Source organism: Aestuariivirga sp. (assembly GCF_041738905.1).
Taxonomy (GTDB): Bacteria; Pseudomonadota; Alphaproteobacteria; order Rhizobiales; family Aestuariivirgaceae; genus Aestuariivirga.
Genome location: NZ_JBGSOZ010000219.1, coordinates 19,641 through 43,934, shown reverse-complemented (window position 1 = coordinate 43,934; position 24,294 = coordinate 19,641). Strand labels below are relative to the sequence as shown.

The window sequence follows — 24,294 nt, the reverse complement described above, 5'->3', positions numbered from 1 at the left end:
AGGTCCCGACAGGGGGATGAGGGCCTGTTTCTAAGTCAATTAATATTCATGCCCACGTCCACGTTCTCGGGCCAGGTGATCTTAAAGCCGTGCTTCAGCACCTTGTCGGCCTTGGGTTCGAGGTCGAAGCTCCAGGCCAGCACGCCGCGCTTCTTCTCGAAATCCTTCACCGTGGCTGGCGTCATGCCCGAGAGCGTTTCGACCACGATGTCTTCCTGAGTGGAATAAGGCATCTGGTCGAGCACGGTGACGGGGATGGCGAAATCATGGAGGTTCTTCACCGTGATGTCATAAGCGCGGATATCGGTATTGGACGTGGTGAGCAGTCCCTCCTCGCCACGTTGCCGCTTCACCTCCACGCGCTTCACCTTGATGAGGTCATCGACGCCGAAGCCCAGCTTCGTCTCCTCGCCGGGTGACAGGAGCGGAAGGTACCCCTGCCCCATGAACACACCGTCGCGGTAAAGCATGGCTGTGCCGGGCAGCAGCGGAGTGTCGCCGGAGAGCACGAAAGCCGCCGTCAGATAGGCATTGGGATCGAGCTTCGGCACGGCGCGTGCTGAGAGCGTTGCGGTGATTTCGCTGGTGGCGATCCGCACGTTCTTGGCGGTTCCCGTATTGTCGACCGACACACGGCCCGGAATGGCATAGAGCGCCTGGAACCCGGCCGCTTCGATCGCGGCCTCGATCTGCTTTGCCTTCTTGAGTTCCGGCATTTCCTCCTTTGCCGCATCCTGCGCCACATCGCCGAGTGCTTCACTCGCAGGGGCGGGCGCTGAGAGTTGGGCATCGCCCCGCCGCGCGTAGTTTGCCGATCGGCCGGTCTGATAGCCATCGATGAGCTGCGGCAGGATATCGGGCGCCGCCGTAGCGCCTACGGGCCGCGCGGTCGAAAGGGTCAAGGAAACGTCAGTCCAGTCCTCCGTGGTTGATTGCGCGACCGAGGCCCGGCGCACCAGTTCGATGGTCGAAGCCTTGTCCTTGCCTGGCGAGGTAAGACGCGCGTCATAGACCGGCTGCCAGCCCGCCGAATTGATGCGATAGCGCAGGCGGAACGTGCCGCTCACTTCGGCGGGTGCCGCCAGATGGACGGTCACCTGCATCCGCGCCTGGTCTTGCGGGGCGAGCATCGCCATCTGGTTCTGGATATCCGCGATGGCTTGGTCGATCTGGCGCTGCCGTACCCGCGCGTCGAGCACCTGCTTCGACAGGGCCTGAAGCTTGCCGCCGACAAGGTCGAGGAGCTGGCCCAGGTCATGCGCGCCGAAACTCTTCGTTTCACCCTCTTTCGATGGAGCCGTGAATGCGCCCGATGCCAGGTGCTGCATCAGGCTCTTCTGGTATTCCGCGTCCGCGATGGTCTGGTCCAGCACGCCGCGCTCATCGGAGAGGCCTTGCACCTGTGCTTCCAGCACCTTGCGCTTCGCGTCGACGTCGGAAGACGGCACATAGACGAGCTTGGCATCGACGGAGCCAATCTCGACATCGCCCACTGCATCGCCCTCGACGCGGATCGTTTCCGGCATCAGGTCGCCGGGCAAGCCATCGAACACCAGCGCATGCTCGCCCGCAGGCAGCGTGGCCGTGGCCATGCGGGTGACTTCGGCGCCCGAGGGAAACACCGTGACGGCATCGACCTTCGAGGCCGCCGGAAAACTCGCGGCAAACACCGGGGTTGCCATGGTGGTGGCCAGCAGCACGGCTGCAAGACGCAAAGACTTCATGTGATTTCCTCCGCTCGGGGCCTCGTTGGCCTCACTGTGCAGTAGGAGGCACTGGCTGCGGCGGAATCACGGCTGGCGTGCGGCGGAAGACTGACATTTGGCTGACAGGTCAAGTCAGGAAGCTGACGCCTGCCCTCGTCTAGCCTGCACCTGCTTCAAGACGAAGCCGCAACATTCAGACCGCAGGAGAACGACATGCCGAAATCAGACATCATGAACCGCCGCAAGGCTTTCCTCCGCATTGGCGCCATTGCCGTGGCAGCCTATGCGATCCCCACCATCACGACCATTTCGACGGCACAGGCCAAGCGCTCAGGCTCGGGCAGGTCCACGTCTGGCTCCTCAACTTCGGGCCGTTCCACCTCTGGCCGTTCCACCTCTGGCCGCTCGACCTCTGGCCGTTCGTCCACCTCGGGCTCGTCCACATCGGGTTCGTCCACTTCAGGCTCCTCGACTTCTGGCTCGTCCACATCTGGATCGTCCACATCTGGATCGTCCAGATCGGGCAACAACGGTTCGCGCAAGAGCCGCAACCGCCGGAAAGTCATCAAGTCCAAGAGCTGAGAAGGCTAGCTCCGCTCATGAACCTCATGGCACCAGAAAGGAGGGACCGGACGGCCGGCCCCTTCTCCTCGCCTGCCGAACCGCCTGCTTTGCAGCGGCTCGTCTTCGGAAAGACTGGCTGGGCCATCGACTTCGAGGACTGTGCCGATATCGTCGACGGCGTGAAGGCTGTGATGCGTGGATGGAACCTGAAATCGGGACCGCCTTCCATTCATTCCCGCCATGCTCCGCGGGCGCGGATCAGCCACCATGATCAGCGTTGGCACTGGACCGAACTCGGCGCGCCAAAGGCTCGCGACTGGGACCGCATTCCACCGCGCACGCCGATGCGCGTCATCACGGACGTGCATGACGCCGCCATTCACTGGTATCTCGCGCACCATCCCGGCCTTCTCTGCCTGCACGGCGCCGCCGCCCGCATCGGCCGTACTCTGGTGTGCTTTCCTGCCCGTGGCTTCACCGGCAAGTCTACCCTGATGGCGTGTCTCGCCGCACAAGGCCACCGCATCTTCGCTGATGATGTTCTGGGCCTTGAGGGCAGGACGGGCATCGGCCTTGGATTTCTGCCACGCCTTCGCGCAACCCTGCCCGCACATCTCACGGCCCGCACCAGATCCTACATCGCCTCGCATCAGGGACCGGCAGACGAAGATTGGATCTATCTCGATCCCGGCCCGGAGCTCATGGCCCCACTTGGCACCCGCGCCCGCGTCGGCAGCATCGTGCTGCTGGAGCGCAGGGACGAAGGCCGGACACAGCTTTCGCTCGCCCGCACGGTGGACGTCCTGAAGCCGCTCATTGCCGAGAATATCACCCGCAAGCAGCCCATGACTCAAATCTTCGAGCAGTTGCATGCACTGGCAAAGCCATCCGGCAATCTCGTCCTGCGCTACAGCGACCCCGACTCCGCCGCCCGCCTTCTGGGAAAGCATTTCGGCTGATGGCTTCCGTCGTTTACCGCAGACGCCGCGGCACGCTCACGAAGCTGGTGGACGGTGAGGCCTTCATCATCACGAAGTCCACCATCCAGCACCTGAACGCATCAGCAACGTTCATCTGGATGGTGCTGAGCGCGGCGGCACCCCATCGCGACATCTTGGCCATGCTGCAGGAACTCTATCCGCAGGTGCCACGCGCCACCCTGTCCGCCGATGTGCGGCGCACGCTGGGCGCCCTCAGAAAAATGCGGCTGGTCACGGGATCGAAATCTGGCAGTTGACGTTCCAGGTACCGGGTGCTTGCCTGCGGCAATTCAATCTGACCGGGAACCGCGACATGAAACGATCCGCCGCTTTGCTCACCTTTGCCTTTCTCATCGGCACCAGTGCGTCCGCACTTGCCGCCGCGACGCCCGAAGAAGCTCAGCGCCTCACCACGCTGTTCCAGGCCTATCTCGGCAAGGAGCCTGGCGTGGTGACTGTGACACCGAACGGCGATTCCTATGCCGCCCGGTTCGACGTCAAGCCGCTTTTCGCAAAGATCAAGGAACCAGGCGTTTCCGCCAGCCTCACGCCCATCGAATGGTCGATCACCGATCAGGGCGGCGGCAAGTGGAAGGTCGATCAGGACCAGTCCCTGTCCTTTGCCTTCAAGGTCGAAGGTACGGTCGACATGAAGGGCACTATCGCATCGGTCAAGGGAACAGGCGTTTTCGACGAGGCGCTCGGCACCTTCGCTTCGACTGCCGCCGACTACACGCAGATTGCCTTCGAGCAGGTGATGATCGAGAGCGGGCAGACGTCGACGGTGAAATACACGGTCGCCTCCGTGAAGTCCGAATCCACCATGACTGGCACGGCGGACGCTGCCGACGGCACGTCGAAATACACCTACGCGGATTTTCGCGAGACTGTCGGCATCACTGGGGCGGCTGATGGCTCCACGTCGCCGATGGAGTTCGCGATTGCGTCGCCGGGCGGCATGCAGGATGCGACGGTGAAGGGACTGAAGCCCAAGGCCCTCACCGATCTTGCGGCATGGCTGGTGGCGCGGCCCGGCAAGGAAGCGATCGTCGCCGAACAGGCGGCGCTCAAGGACAAGCTGCGCGCCGTGCTTCCAGTGTTCTCCAACATTTCCGGCACATCTTCGATGGATGCCCTGACCGTCAACACCATGCTGGGCAAGTTCAGCATGGACAAGCTTGACGTGCTGATCGATGCAAATGGCGTGGTCGAGAATGGCGCGGTACGCGAGAAGTTCACCTTCAGCGGCTTCAAGGCGCCGGACGGCGTCATCCCGCCCTGGGCTGCGGGCCTCGTGCCGGCGAACATGACCATTGATGTGAGCGTGGCGGACTTCAATCTCGCAGCACCAGCGGCAATCATGCTCGACAAGCTCGACCTGTCGAAGGATCCGCCGCTGCCGCCTGACATGGAGAATGAACTCCTGCAGGCCTTGTTGCCGAAGGGTGTTGTGACCATCGGCATCGGCGCCAGTGAGTTCGTCGCGAAGATTTTCGATCTCAAGGCCGAAGGCAGCATGACGGCAGGTCCCGTTGCCATGCCTGCGGGCCAGGCCCTTCTCAGGCTCAAGGGCATCGACGACATCATGGCCGCGATTCAAGCTGCTCCGCCTGAACTCGGCATGGGCCAGGTTTCACCTGTGGTGATCGTCGCCAAGGGCATGGGCAAGCAGGATGCCGACGGTTACATGTCGTGGAAGATCGAGAGCACGCCCACGGGCAGCGTCACCATCAACGGCGTCGACATTTCGAAGATGGGCGGCCAGTAAAGGCCGCCTTCGCACACTCAACCGAACAGGAAATCCGCCGTGGAGAGCGTGAACGCCGCGGCGGATTTCACGATGATCGTGCCTTCCGCCATGGTGATCGTCACCATAGTGGTGCCATTGCCCGAAATGCTGAAATCCGCCGTGCTCGCCGCCACCTGAACGGCAAACCTGATCTTGTCGGTGCCGTCCTGGTAATCGGTGATCGTGTCGGTGCCGAAGCCGCCGGCGGACGTCGGATTGGTGAACCAGAAGACGTCTCCGCCGGTACCACCGGTCATGGTATCCGATCCACGCCCGCCATCCAACGTATCCGCGCCTTCGCGCCCCGACAGCATGTCAGTGCCGTCCCCGCCATAGAGCAAGTCAGACTTGGTACTGCCTGTCAATTTGTCGTTGCCGCCAAAACCGTTGAATGTGATGGCGAAGGTGTCACCCCTGAAGATATCGTTCGCGGTCGACGAACCAAAGAACGTCTCGATCGATGTGTAGGTGTCGCCTGCGGCAGCACCGGCGTGGGTGCCAGTGGCGAGATTGACAGTTGCTCCCGTGGCATGGAGCCTGAAGTCCATTGTGTCATTGCCGAGCCCGCCGATGAATGAATCGGCGCCGCCGCTGTCCACGAGGAACAGGTCACCGTTGTCCCCGCCCTTCAGCACATTGTCGAGGCCATTGCCTTTTGCGGCGATCTTGATGACGCCGTCATAGATCAGCTTCTCGACATTTGCCGGCAACACATAGCTCAGCAGCGTTGTCCGCACCGTGTCGCTACCTCCATTCGGCAGCTCGATGACCTTGTCACCAACATTGTCCACGAAGTAGACATCATCGCCAGTGCCGCCGGTCATCTTGTCGGCGCCCGTGCCGCCGTTCAGCTTGTCGCTGCCGGCGCCGCCGTCGAGTTTGTCATTGTTGGCGCCGCCGTCGAGAGTGTCGTTGTTGGAATCGCCGAACAGCAGGTCAATGCCGGCGCCTCCAAAGATGAAGTCGTTGCCGAATCCGCCCTTCAGCACATCATTTCCCGCAAGCCCGTCGAGCACGTCGTTGAATGTCGTGCCCTGATAGGCATCGGCTTGTGAAGTTCCATCGAGATCGATTGCTGCCAGCCGCGCATCATAAGTGCGGCTGCGGATCGAAAAGCCTTCGGTATCCGAACCCGTCTGGCTGTTGTCCTGCCACGAGACGGCGAAACGGCCATCCGCCAGGACGGCGATGACAGGATTTTCCTGTTCGAAGGTCGTCTCCTTATTGACGAGAATTTCCTTGCCGACCTTGGTGCCGAGAGCGTTGAACACCTGCATGCGCACCGCGGTGAAGCTCGCGTCCTCGCCCGCCGTGCCGCTCCTGTCGGTCCATGCCACCACGAATTGTCCGTCGGGAAGGCCCGCGATCACAGGATCGGTCTGGTCATTGCTCGTGGTGGTGTTGACAATGATGCGCGGCCCGAATGTCTCGGTGATCGGATTGAAGATACGCGCGCGGATTGCACCACCCGACCCATCGCCCGGTGGGTTGCTTGTCACATAGTCCGACCACACGACCGCAATCCGTCCGTCGGCAAGTTCGGAGACATGCACATCCTGCGGATCGCCCGCATTGGTGTTCGCCAGCTTTGCAGCACCTTGTGCGGAGCCCGCAGCGTTATAGATCCGGAGATAGGTATCCGTCTGGCCGCCTGTCTCTTCCGTGCTGTCGCGATCATCCCACACGACCGCAAATCCACCGGACTTCAGCGCAATGACTGTCGATCCCGATTGGTCGCCGATATCCTGGTTGGTGTTGATGATGAACTGGTTGCCCACCGGGCTGCCATCGGCATTGAAGACCCGCGCCATGATCTGCTTGGTGGAGGAGGCGTCAATGTCCTGGTTCGTCCAGGTCACCACGAACTTTCCACTGGAGAGGACGGAGACCGACGGTTCGTCCTGGCGCAGCTGCTCGCTGACAGCATCGGTTTGATTGGCATGTATTTCGCCGCCGGATTTCGAACCATCGGCGTTGAAGATCTGAAACTTCACGCCACCATTGTTCGAATCGATGTCGCCGTTACTGTCTGGCGCCGCACTGTAGTCGGTCCAGGCGATCACGAATTTTCCATCGCCGAAGGCCGCCGCAGCGCCTTGGAATTGCGAAGAAGCGGTCGCCGTATTCGCCAGCACATCCGCCTTCAGGCGCGTACCAAATGCATCATATAAGGCAAAGCGTGTGTCGTCAGCGGTTTGAGGGCCAGCTACCCCGCTCTCGTCCTGCCATCCTACGATATACCCGCCCGTCGAAAGGGCGGTCGTGAACGGCCGGTATTGCTTGCCGTCGGCAATGACATTGACGATGCGTTCGGGACCCGATGGGACAACGGCCATAGTTCTACTCCAGAGTTCGCCCCCTCCGGTTGAAGGGCCTTCTCTTAGACCAGATCGGACGTTGCCTCAAGTAGTGTGGAAAATCGGTAGTGTCTCAGTTTGAATTTCCGGGGTGGGTTGAAAGCGGTCCTAAAGCGTCATGCCCGTGCGCCATTCCCCAAGGGTTTTGCTCATGTATACCCGCCGCAATCCCCTCTCTTCGACCCTGTGCGTCTCGGTGTAGCCGATGCGGGAATACAGCGAGAGGTTCTCCGTCATCTTCTCGTTCGTGTAGAGCTTGATCGTATGATAGCCCGCCTTGATCGTTGCATGCTCCGCAAACTCCAGCATTTGGCGACCGAGTCCCACGCCCTGTGCCTGGGGCGCAACAGCCACGTTGTCTAGCAGCATTGCTTCCTCCTGCGGGATGAGCACGAGAATGCCTTGCACTGCGCCATCTCGTTCGGCCACATGGACGTGGCCTGCATCAATCAGTGCACCGTAGTCGTCAAGCATGGGTCCGGGCTCCCGTCCGATACGCGCAATATAGGCCGTGTAAGCGGCTCGGACGATCTCTTTGACCGCTTCGAGGTCTGCGCGGGTGGCAACGCGAAGGTTGGATGTCATGATAGAAATATGTCCCAACGCATGCGTCCAAGGCAAGTTTGCAGTTGACGGGAAGCAGGTAGACGAATCCGACCGGACTTCAAAATGAGACACTACTGGAAATCAGAACTCTAATGGCTTCGCCTGCTTCACCTGCGGCAGTTTTGACAACGCGTGAAGCACGGAGGCGGGTGTCGGCTCGTCGATCGACACGAGGCAGATCGCCTCGCCGCCTTGCGCCTTGCGGCCTAGATTGAAGGTTGCGATGTTGACGCTGGCATTGCCCAGCAGCATGCCGAGCGCGCCGATGAAACCCGGCTTGTCTTCGTTGGTGATGTAGAGCATGTGCGGGCCGAACTCGGCCTCCATGTCGATGCCCTTGATCTGGATGATGCGCGCCTTGCCGTCCGAAAACACAGTCCCCGCCACCGAGCGTTCCATGGTCTCGGTCTTCACCGTCAAGCGGATATAGGTCTCATAGGCGCCGCGTTGCGTTTGCCGCACTTCGTCCACCTTGATGCCGCGCTCGCGCGCGACCACTGGCGCCGATACCATGTTCACGGTGCCCAGCATCGGCTGCAGGATTCCGGCGAGTGCAGCGGAGGTCAGTGCGCGTGTGTTCATCTCGCCCACGTCGCCCGCGTACTCGATCACGATCCCGGTAACGGGTTCTTCCGTGATCTGGCCCGCAAACGAGCCAAGCCTTTCCGCAACGCCGATGAATGGCTTGAGGCGCGGCGCCTCGTCGGCGGAAATCGACGGCATGTTGAGCGCGTTGGAGACCGCACCCGAGATCAGGTAGTCCGCCATCTGTTCGGCGACCTGCAGCGCCACGTTCTCCTGCGCCTCGCCGGTCGATGCGCCGAGGTGCGGCGTGCAGACCACGTTCTCCATGCCGAAGAGCTTGTGGCTGGTGGCTGGTTCCACCTCGAACACGTCGAGTGCTGCTCCCGCCACATGGCCCGACTTCAACGCATCGTAGAGTGCATCCTCGACGACGAGGCCGCCGCGTGCGCAGTTGATGATGCGGACACCCTTCTTGCACCTGGCAAGTGCTGCGGCATCGACGATGTTGCGCGTCTTCTCGGTCAGCGGCGTGTGCAGCGTGATGAAGTCGGAGCGGCGGAAGATCTCGTCAAGCTCGACCTTCTCGACGCCTATCTCGATGGCGCGTTCGGGCGACAGGAACGGATCGAAGGCGATGACCTTCATGCGCAGGCCCAATGCCCGGTCGGCAACGATCGAGCCGATGTTGCCGCAGCCAATGATGCCCAGCGTCTTGTTGAAGAGTTCAACACCCATGAAACGGTTCTTTTCCCACTTGCCGGCATGGGTCGAGGCATTGGCTTCCGGAATCTGGCGGGCCAGCGCCATCATCATCGAGATCGCGTGTTCGGCGGTCGTGATGGCATTGCCGAAGGGCGTGTTCATCACCACGATGCCGCGCGCGGTGGCGGCAGGAATATCGACATTGTCGACGCCGATGCCGGCGCGGCCGATCACCTTCAGCCGCGTCGCGGCCGCGATGATCTTCGGCGTCACCTTGCTGGCCGAACGGATCGCGAGGCCATCGTAATTCGGGATGGCGGCAAGCAGCGCGTCCTTGTCCTTGCCGAGGTCGGGAAGATAATCGACGTCGACGCCACGGTCGCGGAAGATCTGGACGGCGGTTTCGGACAGCTTGTCGGATACGAGTACGCGGGGAGCCATGGGGCTACTCCTGAAGTCAGAGGGAAATGGGAGGAAATGAATTAGGACGCGGTGGCCTGGGCATAGGCCCAGTCGAGCCACGGCATCAGCGCTTCCAGGTCGGATGTTTCGACCGTGGCGCCGCACCAGATGCGGAGGCCCGGAGGCGCGTCGCGGTAGGAGCCGATGTCGAAGGCAGCCTTCTCGGTCTCCAGGAGCTTCGCCATCTTCTTCGGCACGGCCTCTCCGCCTTCGAGCGTCAGGCAGACCGACGTGTTGGACCGCGTGGCCGCGGCCTTGGCCAGGTTCTTCGCGAAGTCATTGGCATCGATCCAGCGCTGGACCACCGCGGCATTGGCATCGGCCCGCGCCATGAGGCCTGCGAGGCCACCCACGGACTTCGCCCATTCGAGCGCCACGATATAGTCCTCGACGCAGAGCATGGACGGCGTGTTGATCGTCTCGCCTTCGAAGATTCCGGCGATGATCTTGCCGCCGCTGGTGAGGCGGAAGATCTTCGGCATCGGCCAGGCCGGGGTGTAGCTCTCAAGCCGCTGCACGGCGCGCGGCGAGAGGATGAGCACGCCATGCGCGCCCTCGCCGCCCAGCACCTTCTGCCAGGAGAAGGTCACGACATCGAGCTTGGGGAAATCGAGGTTCTGCGCGAAGGCCGCGGAGGTGGCATCGCAGATCGTGAGGCCGGCGCGGTCATCCGGGATCCACGAGCCATCGGCCACGCGCACGCCCGAGGTCGTGCCGTTCCAGGTGAAGACAACATCGTTGTTGAAATCGACCATCGCGAGATCGGGAAGTTCGCCATAGGCCGCGAGCAGCTTCCGCGCATCCTTGAGCTTCAACTGCTTCACGACGTCGGAGACCCAGCCTTCACCGAAGCTTTCCCAGGCGAGCATGTCGACCGGGCGCTGTCCCAGCAGCGACCACATGGCCATCTCGACAGCACCCGTGTCGGAGGCCGGAACGATGCCAATGAGATAGTCGTCTGGAACTTCGAGCACCTCACGCGTCAGCTGAATCGCCAGCTTGAGACGCGCCTTGCCCTCGCCCGATCGGTGCGAGCGGCCCACGAGTGCGTTGCTGAGGGATTGTGCTGTCCAGCCCGGGATCTTCGCGCAGGGGCCGGAAGAAAAATTCGCGCATGCCGGCTTCACGCCTGGCTTCGTCATCGTCATATTGTGCTCCATCCTTGCAGATGAACTGGCCTTCGGTGGGGAAGGCTAGCCCGGAAGCGCGTATGCCGTAATTCCGGAGCCGGCGCAAGTCCGCCAAAAGAGAAAGGTGACCGCGCCCTTAAGCCCGGTCACCCATGCTGCTTGTCTGCCGAAAGGAAGAGGGTTCAGAAGCCGACGCGCACGCCGGCCGTGAACTGATTCTCATGTGTCACATCGTCGGCCTGAATTCCGCGGAAGCGGTAGCCGAAGTCGAGGCTCACCTGGTCGACGACCTTCATCTCGACGCCCGCCATGGCCGCGAATGCGAAGCCACTGCTGTCGAAGCCATGCGTGTCGACCCAGCCATAGCCGGCGCCAGCGCCAACATAGGGCGTGAAGACCTCCGTGACCGGAATGTCATAATAGACGTTTGCCAGAGCCGTGGTGATCGACACATCGTTGTTGCCGGCGATGGCATCGAACATGCCGCCGAAATCGGCGCGGATGTCGGCGCGGATGTGTTCGCTGTAGCTGTAACCGGCGCCTACGCCGCCAACGGGCTCATAGTCGTCCCGGCGATCCCAGGACAGCCACGAATAGCCGATGTCGCCGCGGAGATACCAGCCTGAGGTGGCATAGCTCTCGGGCGGCAGATCTGCGGCATGGGAGATGCCTGTCGTTGCTGCAATCATGAACAGTGCGGCGCCCGCAGTCATTGCTTTGAACATCATACCCGAAAGCCCCTTGATTAGCCTTCAACTGATTACGTCACTTATGGTTACTGCTTTCTTAAGCGCCACGAATCGAAAGAGCGGAGCACATTGCTGTGCGCCGCCCCGTCAGATCAATCGCGGAGATATGGGGCTCAGAACTTGTAGCGCACACCCACCAGAAGCTGATGCTCCTGCGGGTCGGCCTGGTCCGTCACCACCTGGCGGTAGCGGTAGCCCACATCGGCGGCGAAATTGTCGGTGAGCTCGATCGCGGTGCCGGCCATCAGCGCAAAGGCGAAGCCATCGCGGTCCTTGCCATTCTCGACAGTGCCCCAGCCGTAACCGGCGCCCGCGCCAAGATAGGGCGTGAACATCGTCTCGGTCGGGATGTCGAAATACATGTTGCCGAGAACCGTGGTGACATCCATGTCGCGGCCATTGTTGAGCTCGAAATTGCCCGACCAGTCGACGCGAAGATCGCCGCGGAGGTTCTCGTTATACTGGTAGCCGAAGCCGCCGCCGACGGCGAGCGCATCATCGCCATTCTCGCTCCAGGCAAGCCACGACCAACCCGCGTCGCCGCGCAGATACCAGCCCATCGCCGCATAATCGGTGGCGGGAACTTCCGAATCGGCGGCCAGCGCCGCGCCCGAAACACCAGCCAGCATCGCGATGCTCAACAGTGCAGTTGTAAAACGCTTCATGGTACAAACTCCCTTGCAAACCAACGTTCTTGAATGACGAAAATCCTAGGCGGGATCCGTGTCACAACACGGGCGCCAATGAGGCCAAAACGTGATGCCCGCCCGCTGTTGCACGGAAGACACAGCGTTTTGCTCCAATTCGACATGTTCTGTTGACGGTTCACCCACCATAACGCTAGGGCTGCCTCAACATGAGGCAAACCCCGCTCCCCATTGACTGGCTGCTGCTGGCTCTGCTCGTCGTGGTGTGGGGATCTTCCTTCGCATTGAGCAAGCATGCCCTCGAATTTCTCGACGCCGGCTGGATCATGGCGCTGAGGCTCGGTGTCGCCGCAGCCGTTCTCGTGCCCTTCGCCTACGTATCGGGCCAGACGATGAAAGGCTCGTCGGCCTCATGGATGAAATTCACCTGGCTGGGTTTCATCGGAAATGCCTTTCCCTTCTTCCTCATCACATGGGGCATGCATTTCGTGACCTCGGGCGTGGCGGGCCTTCTCATGGGTGCCATTCCCCTCTTCGTCGTGGTGCTTGCCCATTTCACGCTGCCCGGCGAACGGTTGACACTTCCCAAGGCTGTGGGTTTCGTCCTCGGCTTCTGCGGCATCGTGGTGCTGATCGGTCCCGAGGCCATCTTCACCTTTTCGATGTCCGGCGATGAGCTGATCGGCGAACTGGCCGTGATTCTCGGATGCCTATGCTATGCCATCCATGGCATCAGCGCCAAGCGGCTGGGCGTGGAACATCCCGCGAAGCAATCCGCCGCCGTCTGCCTCACCGGCGCCGCCATGGGGCTGGCCTACGCGGCCCTCGCCAATCCGGGTGGCCTTCAGGGCGTTCCGGTTTCGGCTTATGGCGCCGTTGCGGGCCTCGGCCTGCTGCCCACGGCCTTCGCCACCCTGCTCGTCTACCGTCTCATGGCCCGCACCGGCCCCAGCTTCGTGTCGCTGTCCAACTATCTGGTGCCTGTCTTTGCCCTGGGCCTCGGTGCGCTTGTACTGGGTGAGACGCTGGACTGGAATGTCCTTGCCTCCCTGCTCTTGATTCTGACGGGGATCGCCATCAGCGGGATGGCACCCGCACGGGAGAAGGAAGCCCAAACATGATGCGGCATCTCGCTGCCGCAGCCCTGTCCATCGTGCTTGTTGCACCGGCCTCGGCGGACTGCGAGATCGGCAGGATCGAAGCGGCACTCGGCTCACCCGTCAATGGACTGAAGAAGCTGGAGCGCGAGGTGACGGATGTTCAGTCCACTGAAGGCGGCTTGTGGGAGAACTATCGCGAGGCCGATGGCCGCGTGCATTCCATCATCCGCATCGATGGCGGAGAGTCGGGGATGAGCGAGCGCCGCCTCAGCGTGGTAAACCGACGGACCTATGGCATCACGGTGACACGCGTCGACGACATGCGCCATGCGTTCGTTGAGGACGGCGGCCCCAATGGAACAGCTTCCCGCAGAACGGACTATTACTACTTCTGCGAGGGCAAGCTCTAGCAGCGCATTGGGCGAGCAAGTGGAATCACTTGCGAAGCGGAAAATGCTCTGGATTCAAAGGTTTCGAGCAACTTGTCGGCGGTCAATTGACCGCCGGTTGCTCTATGTGCCTCCGGAAGCCTATGCCATGTTTGACATCAAGGCCTATGCGGAAGCGGGAAACGCCGCGCAGGACGTGATGGTGCTCGACAAGGACGTGGCCGACTTCACCCAGGGCCTCGCCCGCTGAGGCTCAGGCCGCTGCCTTCGCGATGACGCCGCAGAGTTCATCCACGATGTTGCGGACGAGCTGCTCGTCGTCGCCTTCCGCCATCACGCGAATGACAGGCTCCGTGCCGGACGGACGGATGACGAGGCGGCCAGAATTGCCGAGCCGCTGCTCGGCATCCGCGATCATCTTCTGCACCTGATTGTCCTGCAGCGGTGCACCCTCCTTGAACTTCACGTTCTTGAGGATTTGCGGCAGCGGCGTGAACAGGTTGCACACCTCGCTCACCGGCTTGTCCGCCCGCTTCACTTCGGCCAGCACCTGCAAGGCCGCCAGCAGCCCGTCGCCCGTGGTCGAGAAATCCGACAGCACGATATGACCCGACTGCTCGCCGCCCACATTGAAACCGTGCGCGCGCATGTGCTCGACCACATAGCGGTCACCCACCTTGGTCCGCACGAGTGACAGCTTCTGGTCGACGAGATAACGCTCGAGGCCGAGGTTCGACATGATTGTGGCGACGAGGCCGCCGCCCTGCAATTCGCCACGGCGCGCCCATGAGGTCGCCATCAGGGCCATCAACTGGTCACCATCGACCACCTTGCCCTTGTCGTCGGCGATGATGACGCGGTCGGCGTCGCCATCGAGCGCGATGCCGATGTCGGCGCGCAGTTCCTTCACCTTGGCGCACATCGCCTCGGTATGGGTCGATCCGCATTTCTCGTTGATGTTGATGCCGTTCGGCTCATGGCCGATCTGGATGACCTCGGCGCCAAGCTCCCACAACGCGGTCGGCGCCACCTTGTAGGCAGCGCCATTGGCGGTGTCGATCACCACCCGCAAGCCATCGAGCGTCATGTCCTTCGGGTAGGTGCGCTTGGCGAATTCGATGTAGCGCGCCTGCGCATCCTCGATCCGCTTGGCCCGGCCGATCTTGTCCGGCGCTGCGAGCGCCATCAGTTTCGGATCGTCCAGCATCGCCTCGATCTCAAGCTCCTGCTCGTCGGAGAGCTTGAAGCCGTCGGGTCCGAAAATCTTGATGCCATTGTCCTGGAAGGGATTGTGCGAGGCGGAGATCATGACGCCAAGGTCGGCGCGCATCGAGCGCGTCAGCATCGCCACGGCAGGCGTCGGCAGCGGGCCAAAGAGAAACACATCCATCCCGGCGGCGAGCAGCCCGGCGGTCAGTGCCTGTTCCAGCATGTAGCCCGAAAGCCTGGTATCCTTGCCGATCACCACGCGATGGCGGTGATTGCCGCGCCGGTAGAGGTTGCCGGCGGCCATCCCGATCTTCAGAACCATCTCGGCGGTCATCGCGCCCGAATTGGCCGTGCCGCGAACGCCGTCCGTCCCGAAATATTTCCGTGCCATACTATGTCCCAACGCTCAGAGCCCGCTTCCATCCGGGTTTGCCGCGGCAAGTGCCACGGCAAGGGCTTCAACAGTTCCTTTTACATCATGAACGCGAAGAATGTGCGCTCCGTTAAGCGCAGACCACACCGCCCCTCCGACCGAGCCGTGGACGCGGTTGCCGGCCACCTTCTCGCCCGTGAGCGCGCCGATGAACCCTTTTCGCGAGAGGCCCATGAGCAGCGGCACGCCCAGCCCATGATAGAGCGTGAAGCGGTTGAGAACATCGAGATTGTGCCGGAAGCTCTTGCCGAAGCCGATGCCGGGGTCGGCAATGATGCGATGGCGCGCAATGCCCGCCGCCTCGCAGGCCGCGATGCGGGCCTCCAGCCAGTCAAACACATCGAGCGCCACATCCTCGTAGGAGGGACTGAGCTGCATGGTCTTGGGGTCGCCCTGCGCATGCATGAGGATGACCGGGCATTCCGCTTCGGCCATGGCCTCCATCGCTGCGGGTTCGTAGGTCAGCGCCGCCACATCGTTGACGATCTGCGCACCCGCTTTTAGCGCCTCGCGCATCACCCGCGCCTTACGCGTGTCGACGGACACCCTGAGGCCCGCCTGCGCCAATCCGGCGATGACCGGGATCACGCGGCGGAGTTCTTCGTCCTCGGCCACGCCGTCAGAACCGGGCCTTGTGGATTCGCCGCCGACATCGAGGATGTCGGCACCCTCCTTCGCCAGCTGCAATCCATTTGCGATGCCCCGGGCGGCCTCGGCATTGCGGCCGCCATCGGAGAAGGAATCAGGCGTGACATTGACGATCCCCATCACCAGAGGCCGGTCATCCGGCCAGCGGATCGCCGGGACCAGTCCGTCGCGGAAAGGCTCGAAGCGCCGGGTGATGGCGGCACCTTCACGCTTAACGACTTCGACCAGCGTATAGGCCATGGCAGGAAGGCCGCCGAGCAGTGCTCCGCGGCCTTCCTTGATCACTTGCCCGGCATCGGGACCATGAACGATCCCGGCCGGGCGATGATATGTCTTGCGCATCTAGGCCTGCGGCTGGGGTTCCATGCCGCCGGCACCGCCCGTCTTGGGCTGGCCCGCCGAAGGAACCGACGACGTCGGCTTCGATGACTTGCGGCTGCTGTCGTCGTCACGCTTGGGTGGCGTGCCGTTCAGCAGGTTCTTGATCTCCTCGCCGGACAGCGTCTCATATTCAAGTAGGCCCTGCGCCAGCGCGATCAGATCATGGTTCTTGTCGGTCAAGATCTGGCGCGCCGTGGCAAGCCCCTCCGACACCAGGCGCTTCACCTCCTGGTCGATCTTCTGCGAGGTCTCTTCCGAGATGTTCTGCGTGCGCGACACGGAATGGCCGAGGAACACTTCTTCCTGGTTCTCGCCGTAAGCGACCGTGCCGAGTTCATCGGAATAACCCCAACGCGTAACCATGGCGCGGGCAAGCCGCGTGGCCTGCTCGATGTCGGACTGCGCACCCGAGGTGACATTCTCCTTGCCGAAGGTGAGTTCTTCAGCGATGCGGCCGCCCATCATGATGGCAAGGCGGGACGTCATCTGCGTGAAGCTCATCGACAAGCGATCGCCTTCAGGCAACTGCATCACCATGCCGAGCGCACGTCCGCGCGGAATGATGGTCGCCTTGTGGACGGGGTCCGACTTCGGCACGTTCATAGCAACCAGCGCGTGACCGGCCTCATGATAGGCCGTCAGACGCTTCTCGTCTTCAGACATGGCCATGGAGCGGCGCTCCGCACCCATCATCACCTTGTCCTTGGCTTCCTCGAATTCGGACTGAGTCACGATCCGCTTGTTGCGGCGCGCGGCAAGAAGTGCCGCCTCGTTGACGAGGTTGGATAGATCGGCGCCCGAGAAGCCGGGCGTTCCGCGGGCGATGGTCTTGGCATCGACATCGGGCGCCAACGGCACATTCCGCATGTGAACCTTGAGAATCTTCTCGCGGCCCATGACGTCCGGGTTCGGCACCACGATCTGGCGATCGAAGCGGCCCGGACGCAGCAGCGCCGGATCGAGAACGTCGGGGCGGTTAGTGGCGGCAATCAGGATCACGCCCTCATTCGCCTCGAAGCCGTCCATCTCGACAAGCAACTGGTTCAGCGTCTGCTCACGCTCGTCGTTGCCACCGCCGAGGCCGGCGCCGCGATGGCGGCCAACTGCGTCGATTTCGTCGATGAAGATGATGCAGGGCGCATTCTTCTTGGCCTGCTCGAACATGTCGCGCACGCGGCTCGCACCGACACCGACGAACATTTCAACGAAGTCCGAACCCGAGATCGTGAAGAAGGGAACGTTGGCCTCGCCCGCGATCGCACGCGCCAAAAGCGTCTTGCCGGTGCCCGGAGGGCCGACGAGCAGCGCACCCTTCGGAATTTTTCCGCCGAGGCGCTGGAACTTGTGGGGGTCCTTCAGGAAGTCGACGATCTCCACGAGGTCGTCCTTGGCTTCCTCGACACCGGCCACGTCTTCAAACGTCACGCGGCCATGGCGCTCGGTCAGGAGCTTGGCCTTGGACTTGCCAAAACCCATGGCCTTGCCGGAACCCGACTGCATCTGCCGGATGAAGAACACCCACACGCCGATCAGCAACAGCATCGGCAGCCAGTAGATCAAGGCGTTGGTGAGGATCGAGTCGTTCTGCGCGGTGCGGAACGAGATCTGCACGTTCTTGTCGCGCAGTTCCTTCAGCTGGTCCTCGAAGATCATCAGGGGACCAGTGGTCTGCACCGTCGAGCCATCCGCCAGCTTGCCGGTAATGGTCTCGCCGGTGATCACGATCGACTGGATCGACCCGGAATTCGCCCGGTCGAGGAAGTCGGAATAGCTGATCTCGGAGGAGGCCGAGCGCCCGACCTGGCCCTGGAACAGGCTGAACAGCGCAAACAGCAGCAGTGCAATGACGATCCAGACGGCAAAATTACGGAATTGGTTCACGTGTTCCCTCGAATCTCGCCGGGGCCCGAAGTCCGCCACGGCACGTCTATTCCTAGAATGAACCCTAACATAGGTCGCCGCCAAGTTTTTTCCAAGGACGTCAATAGTGTAAATGTGCCGTTAGGACGGCGAAAGCCGCACGAACGTCACCCGCACCGGTTGCTCCGACCCGGCAGGCCGGTGGACGGAAGGATAGGCGCGACGCGCATGGATCGGGATACTCTCCCCGAGGTCTGGCGGATCATCCCCGGATTGGGTCACGATCGAGCCCTCCGGCGCCTCGATCAGGAACCTGCCATCCCAGACGACAGCACCTTCTCCCATGATCCGAAGCGGCATTCGTGCGATGCGGCCGGCCTCGCGCGTGACCCAGAAGCTTTCCTTGCGGCGGCCGAGCACGGCGCCGCCCAGCGTGCAGCGAACCGGGCCCGACCGGACCCATTCCGCCAGCCGCCGCAATTCGTGAGGTTCAGGCCTCGATCCGCCACCGCCATAGTGTGACACGATGAGGAGAAGAATTCTCTGCTGCAGGGCAGCGGGCAGCGCGAGAATGGCATTTCCTGACACATGGCAAAGGCCGGCGTCGCCTTCGGCGACATGAAGCCCGATCCATCGTCGCGCACACTGTTCCAGCAGCGCGGCGGTTCGCGCGCTCGTCTCGCTCAAGCCCGCGAGCCGCTCAACGGAAATCCCGGCCCGGCCAAGCGCCTCGAGGCCTGTCCGCGCCCTCACCCGCTCGAAGCGCGGATCGGCATTGCTCGGATCATCGATCCAATCCTCCCCCCGTGCCGCGAGCGAGGCCCGCAACCACGCCCGCCTCACCTTGAGAAGCGGACGATAGAGCCTCAGACCGTCCCATTGGCCCTCGATGGGAATGCCTGCGAGGCTCCAGGGACTGTCCGTCCGCTGCAACCGCATCAGCACGGTCTCGGCCTGGTCATCGAGGGTATGGGCCGTCAGCAGCATCCCCGCTCCGGCCGCGCGGCACCATCCGGCCATGAGCCGGTAGCGCGCATCCCGCGCCCGCGCCTGCAAGGCGCTCACGGGCTTTGGCCCTTCCCATCGAAGAATGTGATGATCGAAGCCCAGCGCCCCGGCACGCTCTCGCACCATGCGCGCTTCCGAATCGGACGCGGCTCTGAGGCCGTGATCAACCGTCAGTATGGAGACCTGGGGTGGCGAAAGCAGGCCGGTAGCCCAGTCAGCCACCAGATGCATCAGTGCGGTCGAATCCGACCCGCCGGACACAGCCACGGCCACATGGCGATGCTGGAGAAGGGGAGAAAGATCGAAACCGGGCTCAGGAGGCGCAGCCGGCACGCTTGGCTTCGGCCTGCGCCCGCTTGCGGGCGTCGACCGCCTTGGGATATTCCGCGCTGACGGCGGCATAGGCCGCACAGGCCTGTTCCGGCTGGCCCAGCCGTTTCAGCGAAATGCCGAGCTTCAGAAGGCTGTCGGGCGCGCGGCGGCTCTTGGGATATTTCTTGTAACCCCGCAGGAAGTTCTGCGCTGCCCGCTTGTAGTCATTCTGGGCATAGTATGTTTCGCCAAGCCAGTACTGCGCGCTCCCCGCGAGGCTGTGCTCGGGATACTTCTGCAGGAAATTGGAGAAGCCTGCCTCGGCATCGCCGAACTGGCGGCGCAGCAGGCTTTCGTTGGACTGCTCGTAAAGCGACTCCGGCGATTCGGGCGACAGCGCCACGTTCTCGATCGAATCGGATGTACCGCCGACGCTGCCGGGATCCTGCTGGGTAGAGAGGCTGCCCTGCTGGATGAAATCATCGTCACCCGGTTCCTGCTGGGACGGCGGAACCAGAACCTTGCCCTGGAAACCGCCATCGTTTGGCTGCGCGGCCCTGTTGTCGAGCGAGCCGAGGATCTTCGGGGCGGGTGCCGCATTGGCATCGGGAAGTGAATCGATTGGCTGTTGCTCGATGACTTCGACACCGGTTTCGGCCGGCAACGGAGCACCGGCTGAAGCTGCCGCAAGGCGCTTCTGCTGGGTGGGCTTTGCCTGGGTCTGCGACGCGACAGGCGCGGGCTGCTGCTGTTGCAAAGCGCCGGCCTTCTGGCCGGGCTGCGAGCGCAACTGCTTCACTTCGTAGGAGAGTTCTTCCACCTGCCCCATCAACTGGCGAACCTGCTCTTCGAGCTGTTGCATGCGCACCGCCATCTCGGCGGCATCCTGCGCCATGGCGGGCGAGAACAGGCCGGCGCCGATGAGGGCGGCGACGGCGACGGAGGATTTCACGATCTTCAGCATGATGCACACCACACACGCCCCAGGAGGGCGGTCTCTTATTTCTCAGCCTCGGAACTGAACCGGAATCACGGTGAAATTGAGGCTGGAGACTGTGTTCCGCGCATTGGAAATGGCCGGTGTTGCTAGTTGGCACCACCGGTGATGACGGTCACCGCGCGGCGGTTCTGCGACCAGCATTGCTCGGCATCGCACAGCGCCGCGGGACGTTCCTTGCCATAGGCGATGGAGGAAATGCGGCTGCCCTTCACGCCCTGCGCGATGAGGAATTCACGGGCCGCGGTGGCGCGGCGGGCCGAAAGCGCAATGTTGTATTCGCGGGTGCCGCGTTCGTCGGCATGGCCTTCGACCTGCACGGTCACATTGGAATACTGGTTCAGCCACTGCGCCTGGCGGCGGAGGGTTTCCTGGGCCTCGGCCGCAAGCGTGGACTTGTCTTCGGAGAAGTAGACACGGTCACCGACATTCACGGTAAAGTCCTGCTCGGATCCCGGGCGCACATCGCCGGCTCCGGGCCCCGTGCCTGAATCCAGGTTGGGCGTGTTCTTCTTCGAACAGGCGGCCAGAGCCAAAAAGCAACTGAGCACCGCCACAGTCTTGAAGCTCGCCATACGAGAAATCATCTAACCACTCCTCTTCCGGACCCCATTACCGGCCGAAATGCATCCGAAACGTCCCGAAACCGGGACTTACACTTTATTTACCCTGCCGCAACAGGGTTAATTTTCCCTGACTTCCACTTTTGCAATCCCGATCGGGACAACCCTTTCCGGTCCGCTGGTGCCCTGTTCCCCGGACGCGAACCCGGGGAACTCGGCAAGACGAGGGACGGGAATGGAACATCAGACCGGCTTAAGAGGTCTTGGCGCCGCCGGTTATGACAGTGACCGCGCGGCGGTTCTGTGACCAGCACTGCTCGGCGTCACACAGGGCGGCGGGCCGTTCCTTGCCATAGGCAATGGAAGCCACACGCGACTTCTCGACACCCTGGGCAATCAGGAACTCGCGGGTGGCGGTGGCGCGGCGGGCAGAGAGTGCGATGTTGTATTCGCGTGTGCCGCGCTCGTCGGCATGGCCTTCGACCTGAATCATGACATTCGGATACTGCTGCAGCCACTGGGCCTGGCGGCGCAGCGTTTCCTGGGCTTCAGACGACAGCGTCGACTGGTCCTCGGCGAAGAAGATGCGGTCGCCCACATTGACGGCGAAATCCTGCTCGGAGCCGGGCATGGCCTGGCCTGCACCCGGTCCGGTGCCGGCATTGAGGTCGGGCGTGCTCTTCTTCGAGCAGGCGGCCAGCGCCAGCACACAACACAGTGCAAGGGCAAACTTGTAACTTACGCTCTTCTTCATCGTCTACTTCCCGTTTTGCTTTGGACTTGAGGCGGCCCGGGCATCCCCTGCCCCGGCCACCGCTGCGCGAGGCCCCCCGGCCCCAATTCGATTTCAGTTGAGTTTTGGAGACCACGCGGGGTCAGACCCGAAACCCGGTGTCGGTACCTTCTGTTCATTGTATCCGGTGATGTCGACGGACCACAGCTGCGGTCCGCCGCTCGGCCCCTGCGTGTCGCGGAAGAACATCAGCACGCGGCTGTTCGGTGCCCATGTCGGGCCTTCGTTGTGAAAGCCTTCCGTCAGGATGCGCTCACCCGATCCATCGGGCTTCATCACGCCGATCGAGAACTTGCCGCCACCCTGCTTCGTGAAGGCGACGTATTGCCCATCCGGCGACCACACCGGTGTCGAATAGCGGCCGTTGCCGAAGCTGATCCGGTTTTGTCCGGAGCCATCGGAGCCCATCACATAGATCTGCTGGGTGCCGCCGCGATCGGACTCGAACACGATCTGGCTGCCGTCAGGTGAATAGGAAGGTGCGGTGTTGATCGCCGCCACGTTGGTGATCTGGCGAAGCTGGCGCGAACGTAGGTCCAACTCATAAATATTGGAGTTTCCCCCGTCCTGAAGGCTCATGATCACGCGCTGCCCGTCGGGTGAAAAACGCGGCGAGAAACTCATGTTGGGGAACTCGCCAACGATCTCGCGCTGCTTGGTATCGATGTTCATCAGGTAGACGCGCGGCTCGGCATTGCCGAACGACATGTAGGTGATCTCGTTGGTGGAGGGCGAGAAGCGCGGCGTCAGCACAAGGTCCTTGCCATCCGTCAGGGCGCGCACGTTGAAGCCGTCCTGATCCATGATCGCCAGCTTCTTGATGCGCTTGTCCTTGGGGCCATCCTCGGTGACAAACACGATGCGCGTGTCGAAGTATCCGTCGATGCCGGTCATCCCCTTGTAGATGATGTCCGAAATCATGTGACCGATGCGGCGCGCGTTCTTCGGAGTCGTGGTGAATTGCTGGGCCGCGAGTTGCTGCTGGGTATTGACGTCCCACAGCCGGAATTCGACGCGCATCTTGCCGCCTTCGAGATAGGCCTGTCCCGTCACCAGCGCCTTGGCCTGGATCTGCCGCCAACTGGCGAAGTTCGGCATCTGCTCGAAATTCGATATCTGCTCGATGAAAGTGGCCGGATCGAGCGGTGCGAAATAGCCCGAGCGCCCGAGATTGTTGGTGATGACGCCTGATATGGTCGAGCCGGATTCTTCAGCACCGCCGCCCGCCAGGAACGGCGCGATGGCGATCGGCAGCGGATCGACGCGGCCACCCGTGATGTCGATCTCGGTCTGCGCCATGGCGCCGCGGCTCAAGGCAAACACCGCCAGCACGAGAACCGCCCAGGTGATGGCGAGACGCATCTTGTGGAAATGGAAGTCAGTGGCTTTCATGTGAAATCTTCGTCTCGTTGCCGGTCACTGGGTTGTCGCTGAAGCACCGAACATGTTCGGGTTGAAATTGAGGACGAGGTCCTTCCAGACCTCGTATTGTTCCTGCGGCAGGAAGTCGTAGTTCTGGCACCCGAGTATGGCGGCGACAGTCGAGCGCGCCATCGTCTCGAAGACGAAGTCGCCTGGCCCGTTCATCACCTGGGGTTCGCCGAGGATGGAACCGTCCGGATTGATCTGTATACGGATCTTCACCGTGATGTTGCCTTCCCGCGCGCCCGGCGGAATGACCCAGCACTCCTTGATCCTCTGCACGAAGGCCGAGATCGTGGTTGCCGAAAGCATCATGTCCTTGCCTTGCAGGTTTTTCTCGCCCTGCGTTGGGTTGCCGTCCGCCGTGGCTTCGGAGGCATTCGTGGTTTTTTCGTCGTTCTGCTTGTCGAGCTGCGCGTCGTTGTTGATCAGGTCCTCGATCGCGGCAGTATCGAGCTTCGCCACGGCCTTCTTCTCCGGTTTCTTCTTTTCCGGTTTTTTCTCGGGCTTCTTCTCGGCCTTCTTCGGCTCTTCCTTCTTCGGCGGTGGAGGCTCCTCCATCGTCTTTTTCAGAAGTTCGGCCATGGCATCGGGATCGGGCGGCGGAGGCTCAACCTTCTTGGGCTCTTCCTTCTTCACAACGGGCTTGGGCTCAGGTTCAGGCGGCGGAGGCGGCGGCGCGGGCTTGGCCTCCTTGGCGGCCTTCTTTTCCTTGTCGGCCACCTTCAGCGTGGGGTCGACCTTCTTCTGGACTTCGGCCTTCTTGGGCGCGGGCGCCTCGGTGGGCTTCTCCGCCTCCTTCGACATCGCCATCAGCTTGTTGGCGTCGGCTATGTTCGAGATGTCAACCGTGATCGCTTCGACGGGCATCACCTCATGCTTGGGATTGGGCAGCACCACAAGCGCCGCGACCAGGATCGCGGCGTGAAAGACGAGTGATCCTGCGAGGCTCCCCTTCATGC

At 62.2% G+C, this 24,294-nt stretch carries 22 protein-coding genes; 6 read left to right on the top strand and 16 right to left on the bottom strand.

All coding sequences use genetic code 11. From position 1 onward, the window contains the following. Positions 1–35: 35 nt before the first annotated feature. Positions 36–1,724 carry a mucoidy inhibitor MuiA family protein gene (locus ACEW8Q_RS22035; protein WP_373506223.1) on the bottom strand — a complete coding sequence of 563 codons (1,689 nt, stop codon included), beginning with the start codon at positions 1,722–1,724 and terminating at the stop codon, positions 36–38. Positions 1,725–1,919: 195 nt separating this feature from the next. Here ACEW8Q_RS22035 and ACEW8Q_RS22030 point away from each other — a divergent pair, with 195 nt between their 5' ends. The 4 genes from ACEW8Q_RS22030 to ACEW8Q_RS22015 are packed head-to-tail and all read left to right on the top strand — an operon-like array spanning position 1,920 to position 5,018. Next, positions 1,920–2,288, top strand: a complete 369-nt coding sequence (locus ACEW8Q_RS22030) for a hypothetical protein (RefSeq protein ID WP_373506222.1) — start codon at positions 1,920–1,922, stop codon at positions 2,286–2,288. 17 nt (positions 2,289–2,305) lie between these two features. Then, on the top strand, positions 2,306–3,229 hold the full coding sequence (locus ACEW8Q_RS22025) for a hypothetical protein (RefSeq protein ID WP_373506221.1): 924 nt from the start codon (positions 2,306–2,308) through the stop codon (positions 3,227–3,229). Further along, positions 3,229–3,507 carry a PqqD family protein gene (locus ACEW8Q_RS22020; RefSeq protein ID WP_373506220.1) on the top strand — a complete coding sequence of 93 codons (279 nt, stop codon included), beginning with the start codon at positions 3,229–3,231 and terminating at the stop codon, positions 3,505–3,507. Before ACEW8Q_RS22025 ends, ACEW8Q_RS22020 begins: the two co-directional genes overlap by 1 nt. Before the next feature lie 56 nt (positions 3,508–3,563). Next, a complete protein-coding gene (locus ACEW8Q_RS22015; protein WP_373506219.1) occupies positions 3,564–5,018 on the top strand; it encodes a hypothetical protein in 1,455 nt (484 codons plus the stop codon). Positions 5,019–5,035: 17 nt separating this feature from the next. Here the strand turns inward: ACEW8Q_RS22015 and ACEW8Q_RS22010 are convergent, their stop codons facing one another. The 6 genes from ACEW8Q_RS22010 to ACEW8Q_RS21985 form a co-directional block, all read right to left on the bottom strand. Continuing rightward, complete coding sequence (locus ACEW8Q_RS22010; protein ID WP_373506218.1) at positions 5,036–7,375, bottom strand: calcium-binding protein; 2,340 nt, start codon at positions 7,373–7,375, stop codon at positions 5,036–5,038. 129 nt (positions 7,376–7,504) lie between these two features. Beyond that, positions 7,505–7,981, bottom strand: a complete 477-nt coding sequence (locus ACEW8Q_RS22005; protein WP_373506217.1) for a GNAT family N-acetyltransferase — start codon at positions 7,979–7,981, stop codon at positions 7,505–7,507. 102 nt (positions 7,982–8,083) lie between these two features. Beyond that, a complete protein-coding gene (gene serA, locus ACEW8Q_RS22000) occupies positions 8,084–9,670 on the bottom strand; it encodes a phosphoglycerate dehydrogenase (protein ID WP_373506216.1) in 1,587 nt (528 codons plus the stop codon). 41 nt (positions 9,671–9,711) lie between these two features. After that, complete coding sequence (locus tag ACEW8Q_RS21995; RefSeq protein WP_373506215.1) at positions 9,712–10,839, bottom strand: phosphoserine transaminase; 1,128 nt, start codon at positions 10,837–10,839, stop codon at positions 9,712–9,714. A gap of 164 nt (positions 10,840–11,003) precedes the next feature. Continuing rightward, positions 11,004–11,549 (bottom strand): outer membrane protein, encoded by a 546-nt coding sequence (locus ACEW8Q_RS21990; protein WP_373506214.1) that lies wholly within the window; start codon positions 11,547–11,549, stop codon positions 11,004–11,006. 134 nt (positions 11,550–11,683) lie between these two features. Next, positions 11,684–12,235, bottom strand: a complete 552-nt coding sequence (locus ACEW8Q_RS21985) for a porin family protein (RefSeq protein WP_373506213.1) — start codon at positions 12,233–12,235, stop codon at positions 11,684–11,686. 191 nt (positions 12,236–12,426) lie between these two features. Between ACEW8Q_RS21985 and ACEW8Q_RS21980 the strand changes: the two genes are divergently transcribed. Then, on the top strand, positions 12,427–13,338 hold the full coding sequence (locus ACEW8Q_RS21980) for a DMT family transporter (RefSeq protein ID WP_373506212.1): 912 nt from the start codon (positions 12,427–12,429) through the stop codon (positions 13,336–13,338). Continuing rightward, positions 13,335–13,727 (top strand): hypothetical protein, encoded by a 393-nt coding sequence (locus tag ACEW8Q_RS21975; RefSeq protein ID WP_373506211.1) that lies wholly within the window; start codon positions 13,335–13,337, stop codon positions 13,725–13,727. The genes ACEW8Q_RS21980 and ACEW8Q_RS21975 overlap by 4 nt, the downstream gene beginning before the upstream one ends. A 232-nt stretch (positions 13,728–13,959) precedes the next feature. Here ACEW8Q_RS21975 and glmM read toward each other — a convergent pair whose 3' ends face one another. The 9 genes from glmM to ACEW8Q_RS21930 form a co-directional block, all read right to left on the bottom strand. Next, entirely contained in the window at positions 13,960–15,306 is a 1,347-nt protein-coding gene (glmM, locus tag ACEW8Q_RS21970; RefSeq protein ID WP_373506210.1) for a phosphoglucosamine mutase, read from the bottom strand. 15 nt (positions 15,307–15,321) lie between these two features. Then, positions 15,322–16,338, bottom strand: a complete 1,017-nt coding sequence (gene folP / locus ACEW8Q_RS21965) for a dihydropteroate synthase (RefSeq protein ID WP_373506209.1) — start codon at positions 16,336–16,338, stop codon at positions 15,322–15,324. Continuing rightward, positions 16,339–18,258: an ATP-dependent zinc metalloprotease FtsH gene (ftsH, locus tag ACEW8Q_RS21960; protein ID WP_373506208.1), complete on the bottom strand. Its 1,920-nt coding sequence runs from the start codon at positions 18,256–18,258 to the stop codon at positions 16,339–16,341. Between the two features lie 120 nt (positions 18,259–18,378). After that, positions 18,379–19,578, bottom strand: coding sequence for a tRNA lysidine(34) synthetase TilS (gene tilS, locus ACEW8Q_RS21955; RefSeq protein ID WP_373506207.1), 1,200 nt, complete (start codon positions 19,576–19,578; stop codon positions 18,379–18,381). After that, complete coding sequence (gene ybgF / locus ACEW8Q_RS21950; protein ID WP_373506206.1) at positions 19,559–20,521, bottom strand: tol-pal system protein YbgF; 963 nt, start codon at positions 20,519–20,521, stop codon at positions 19,559–19,561. Before ybgF ends, tilS begins: the two co-directional genes overlap by 20 nt. 122 nt (positions 20,522–20,643) lie before the next feature. Then, positions 20,644–21,141 (bottom strand): peptidoglycan-associated lipoprotein Pal, encoded by a 498-nt coding sequence (pal, locus tag ACEW8Q_RS21945; protein ID WP_373506205.1) that lies wholly within the window; start codon positions 21,139–21,141, stop codon positions 20,644–20,646. Between the two features lie 229 nt (positions 21,142–21,370). Next, positions 21,371–21,871: a peptidoglycan-associated lipoprotein Pal gene (gene pal / locus ACEW8Q_RS21940; protein WP_373506204.1), complete on the bottom strand. Its 501-nt coding sequence runs from the start codon at positions 21,869–21,871 to the stop codon at positions 21,371–21,373. 93 nt (positions 21,872–21,964) lie between these two features. Next, positions 21,965–23,302, bottom strand: a complete 1,338-nt coding sequence (gene tolB, locus ACEW8Q_RS21935; RefSeq protein WP_373506203.1) for a Tol-Pal system beta propeller repeat protein TolB — start codon at positions 23,300–23,302, stop codon at positions 21,965–21,967. A 24-nt stretch (positions 23,303–23,326) separates the two neighbouring features. Beyond that, positions 23,327–24,292 carry a hypothetical protein gene (locus tag ACEW8Q_RS21930; RefSeq protein WP_373506202.1) on the bottom strand — a complete coding sequence of 322 codons (966 nt, stop codon included), beginning with the start codon at positions 24,290–24,292 and terminating at the stop codon, positions 23,327–23,329. Between the last annotated feature and the right edge of the window lie 2 nt (positions 24,293–24,294).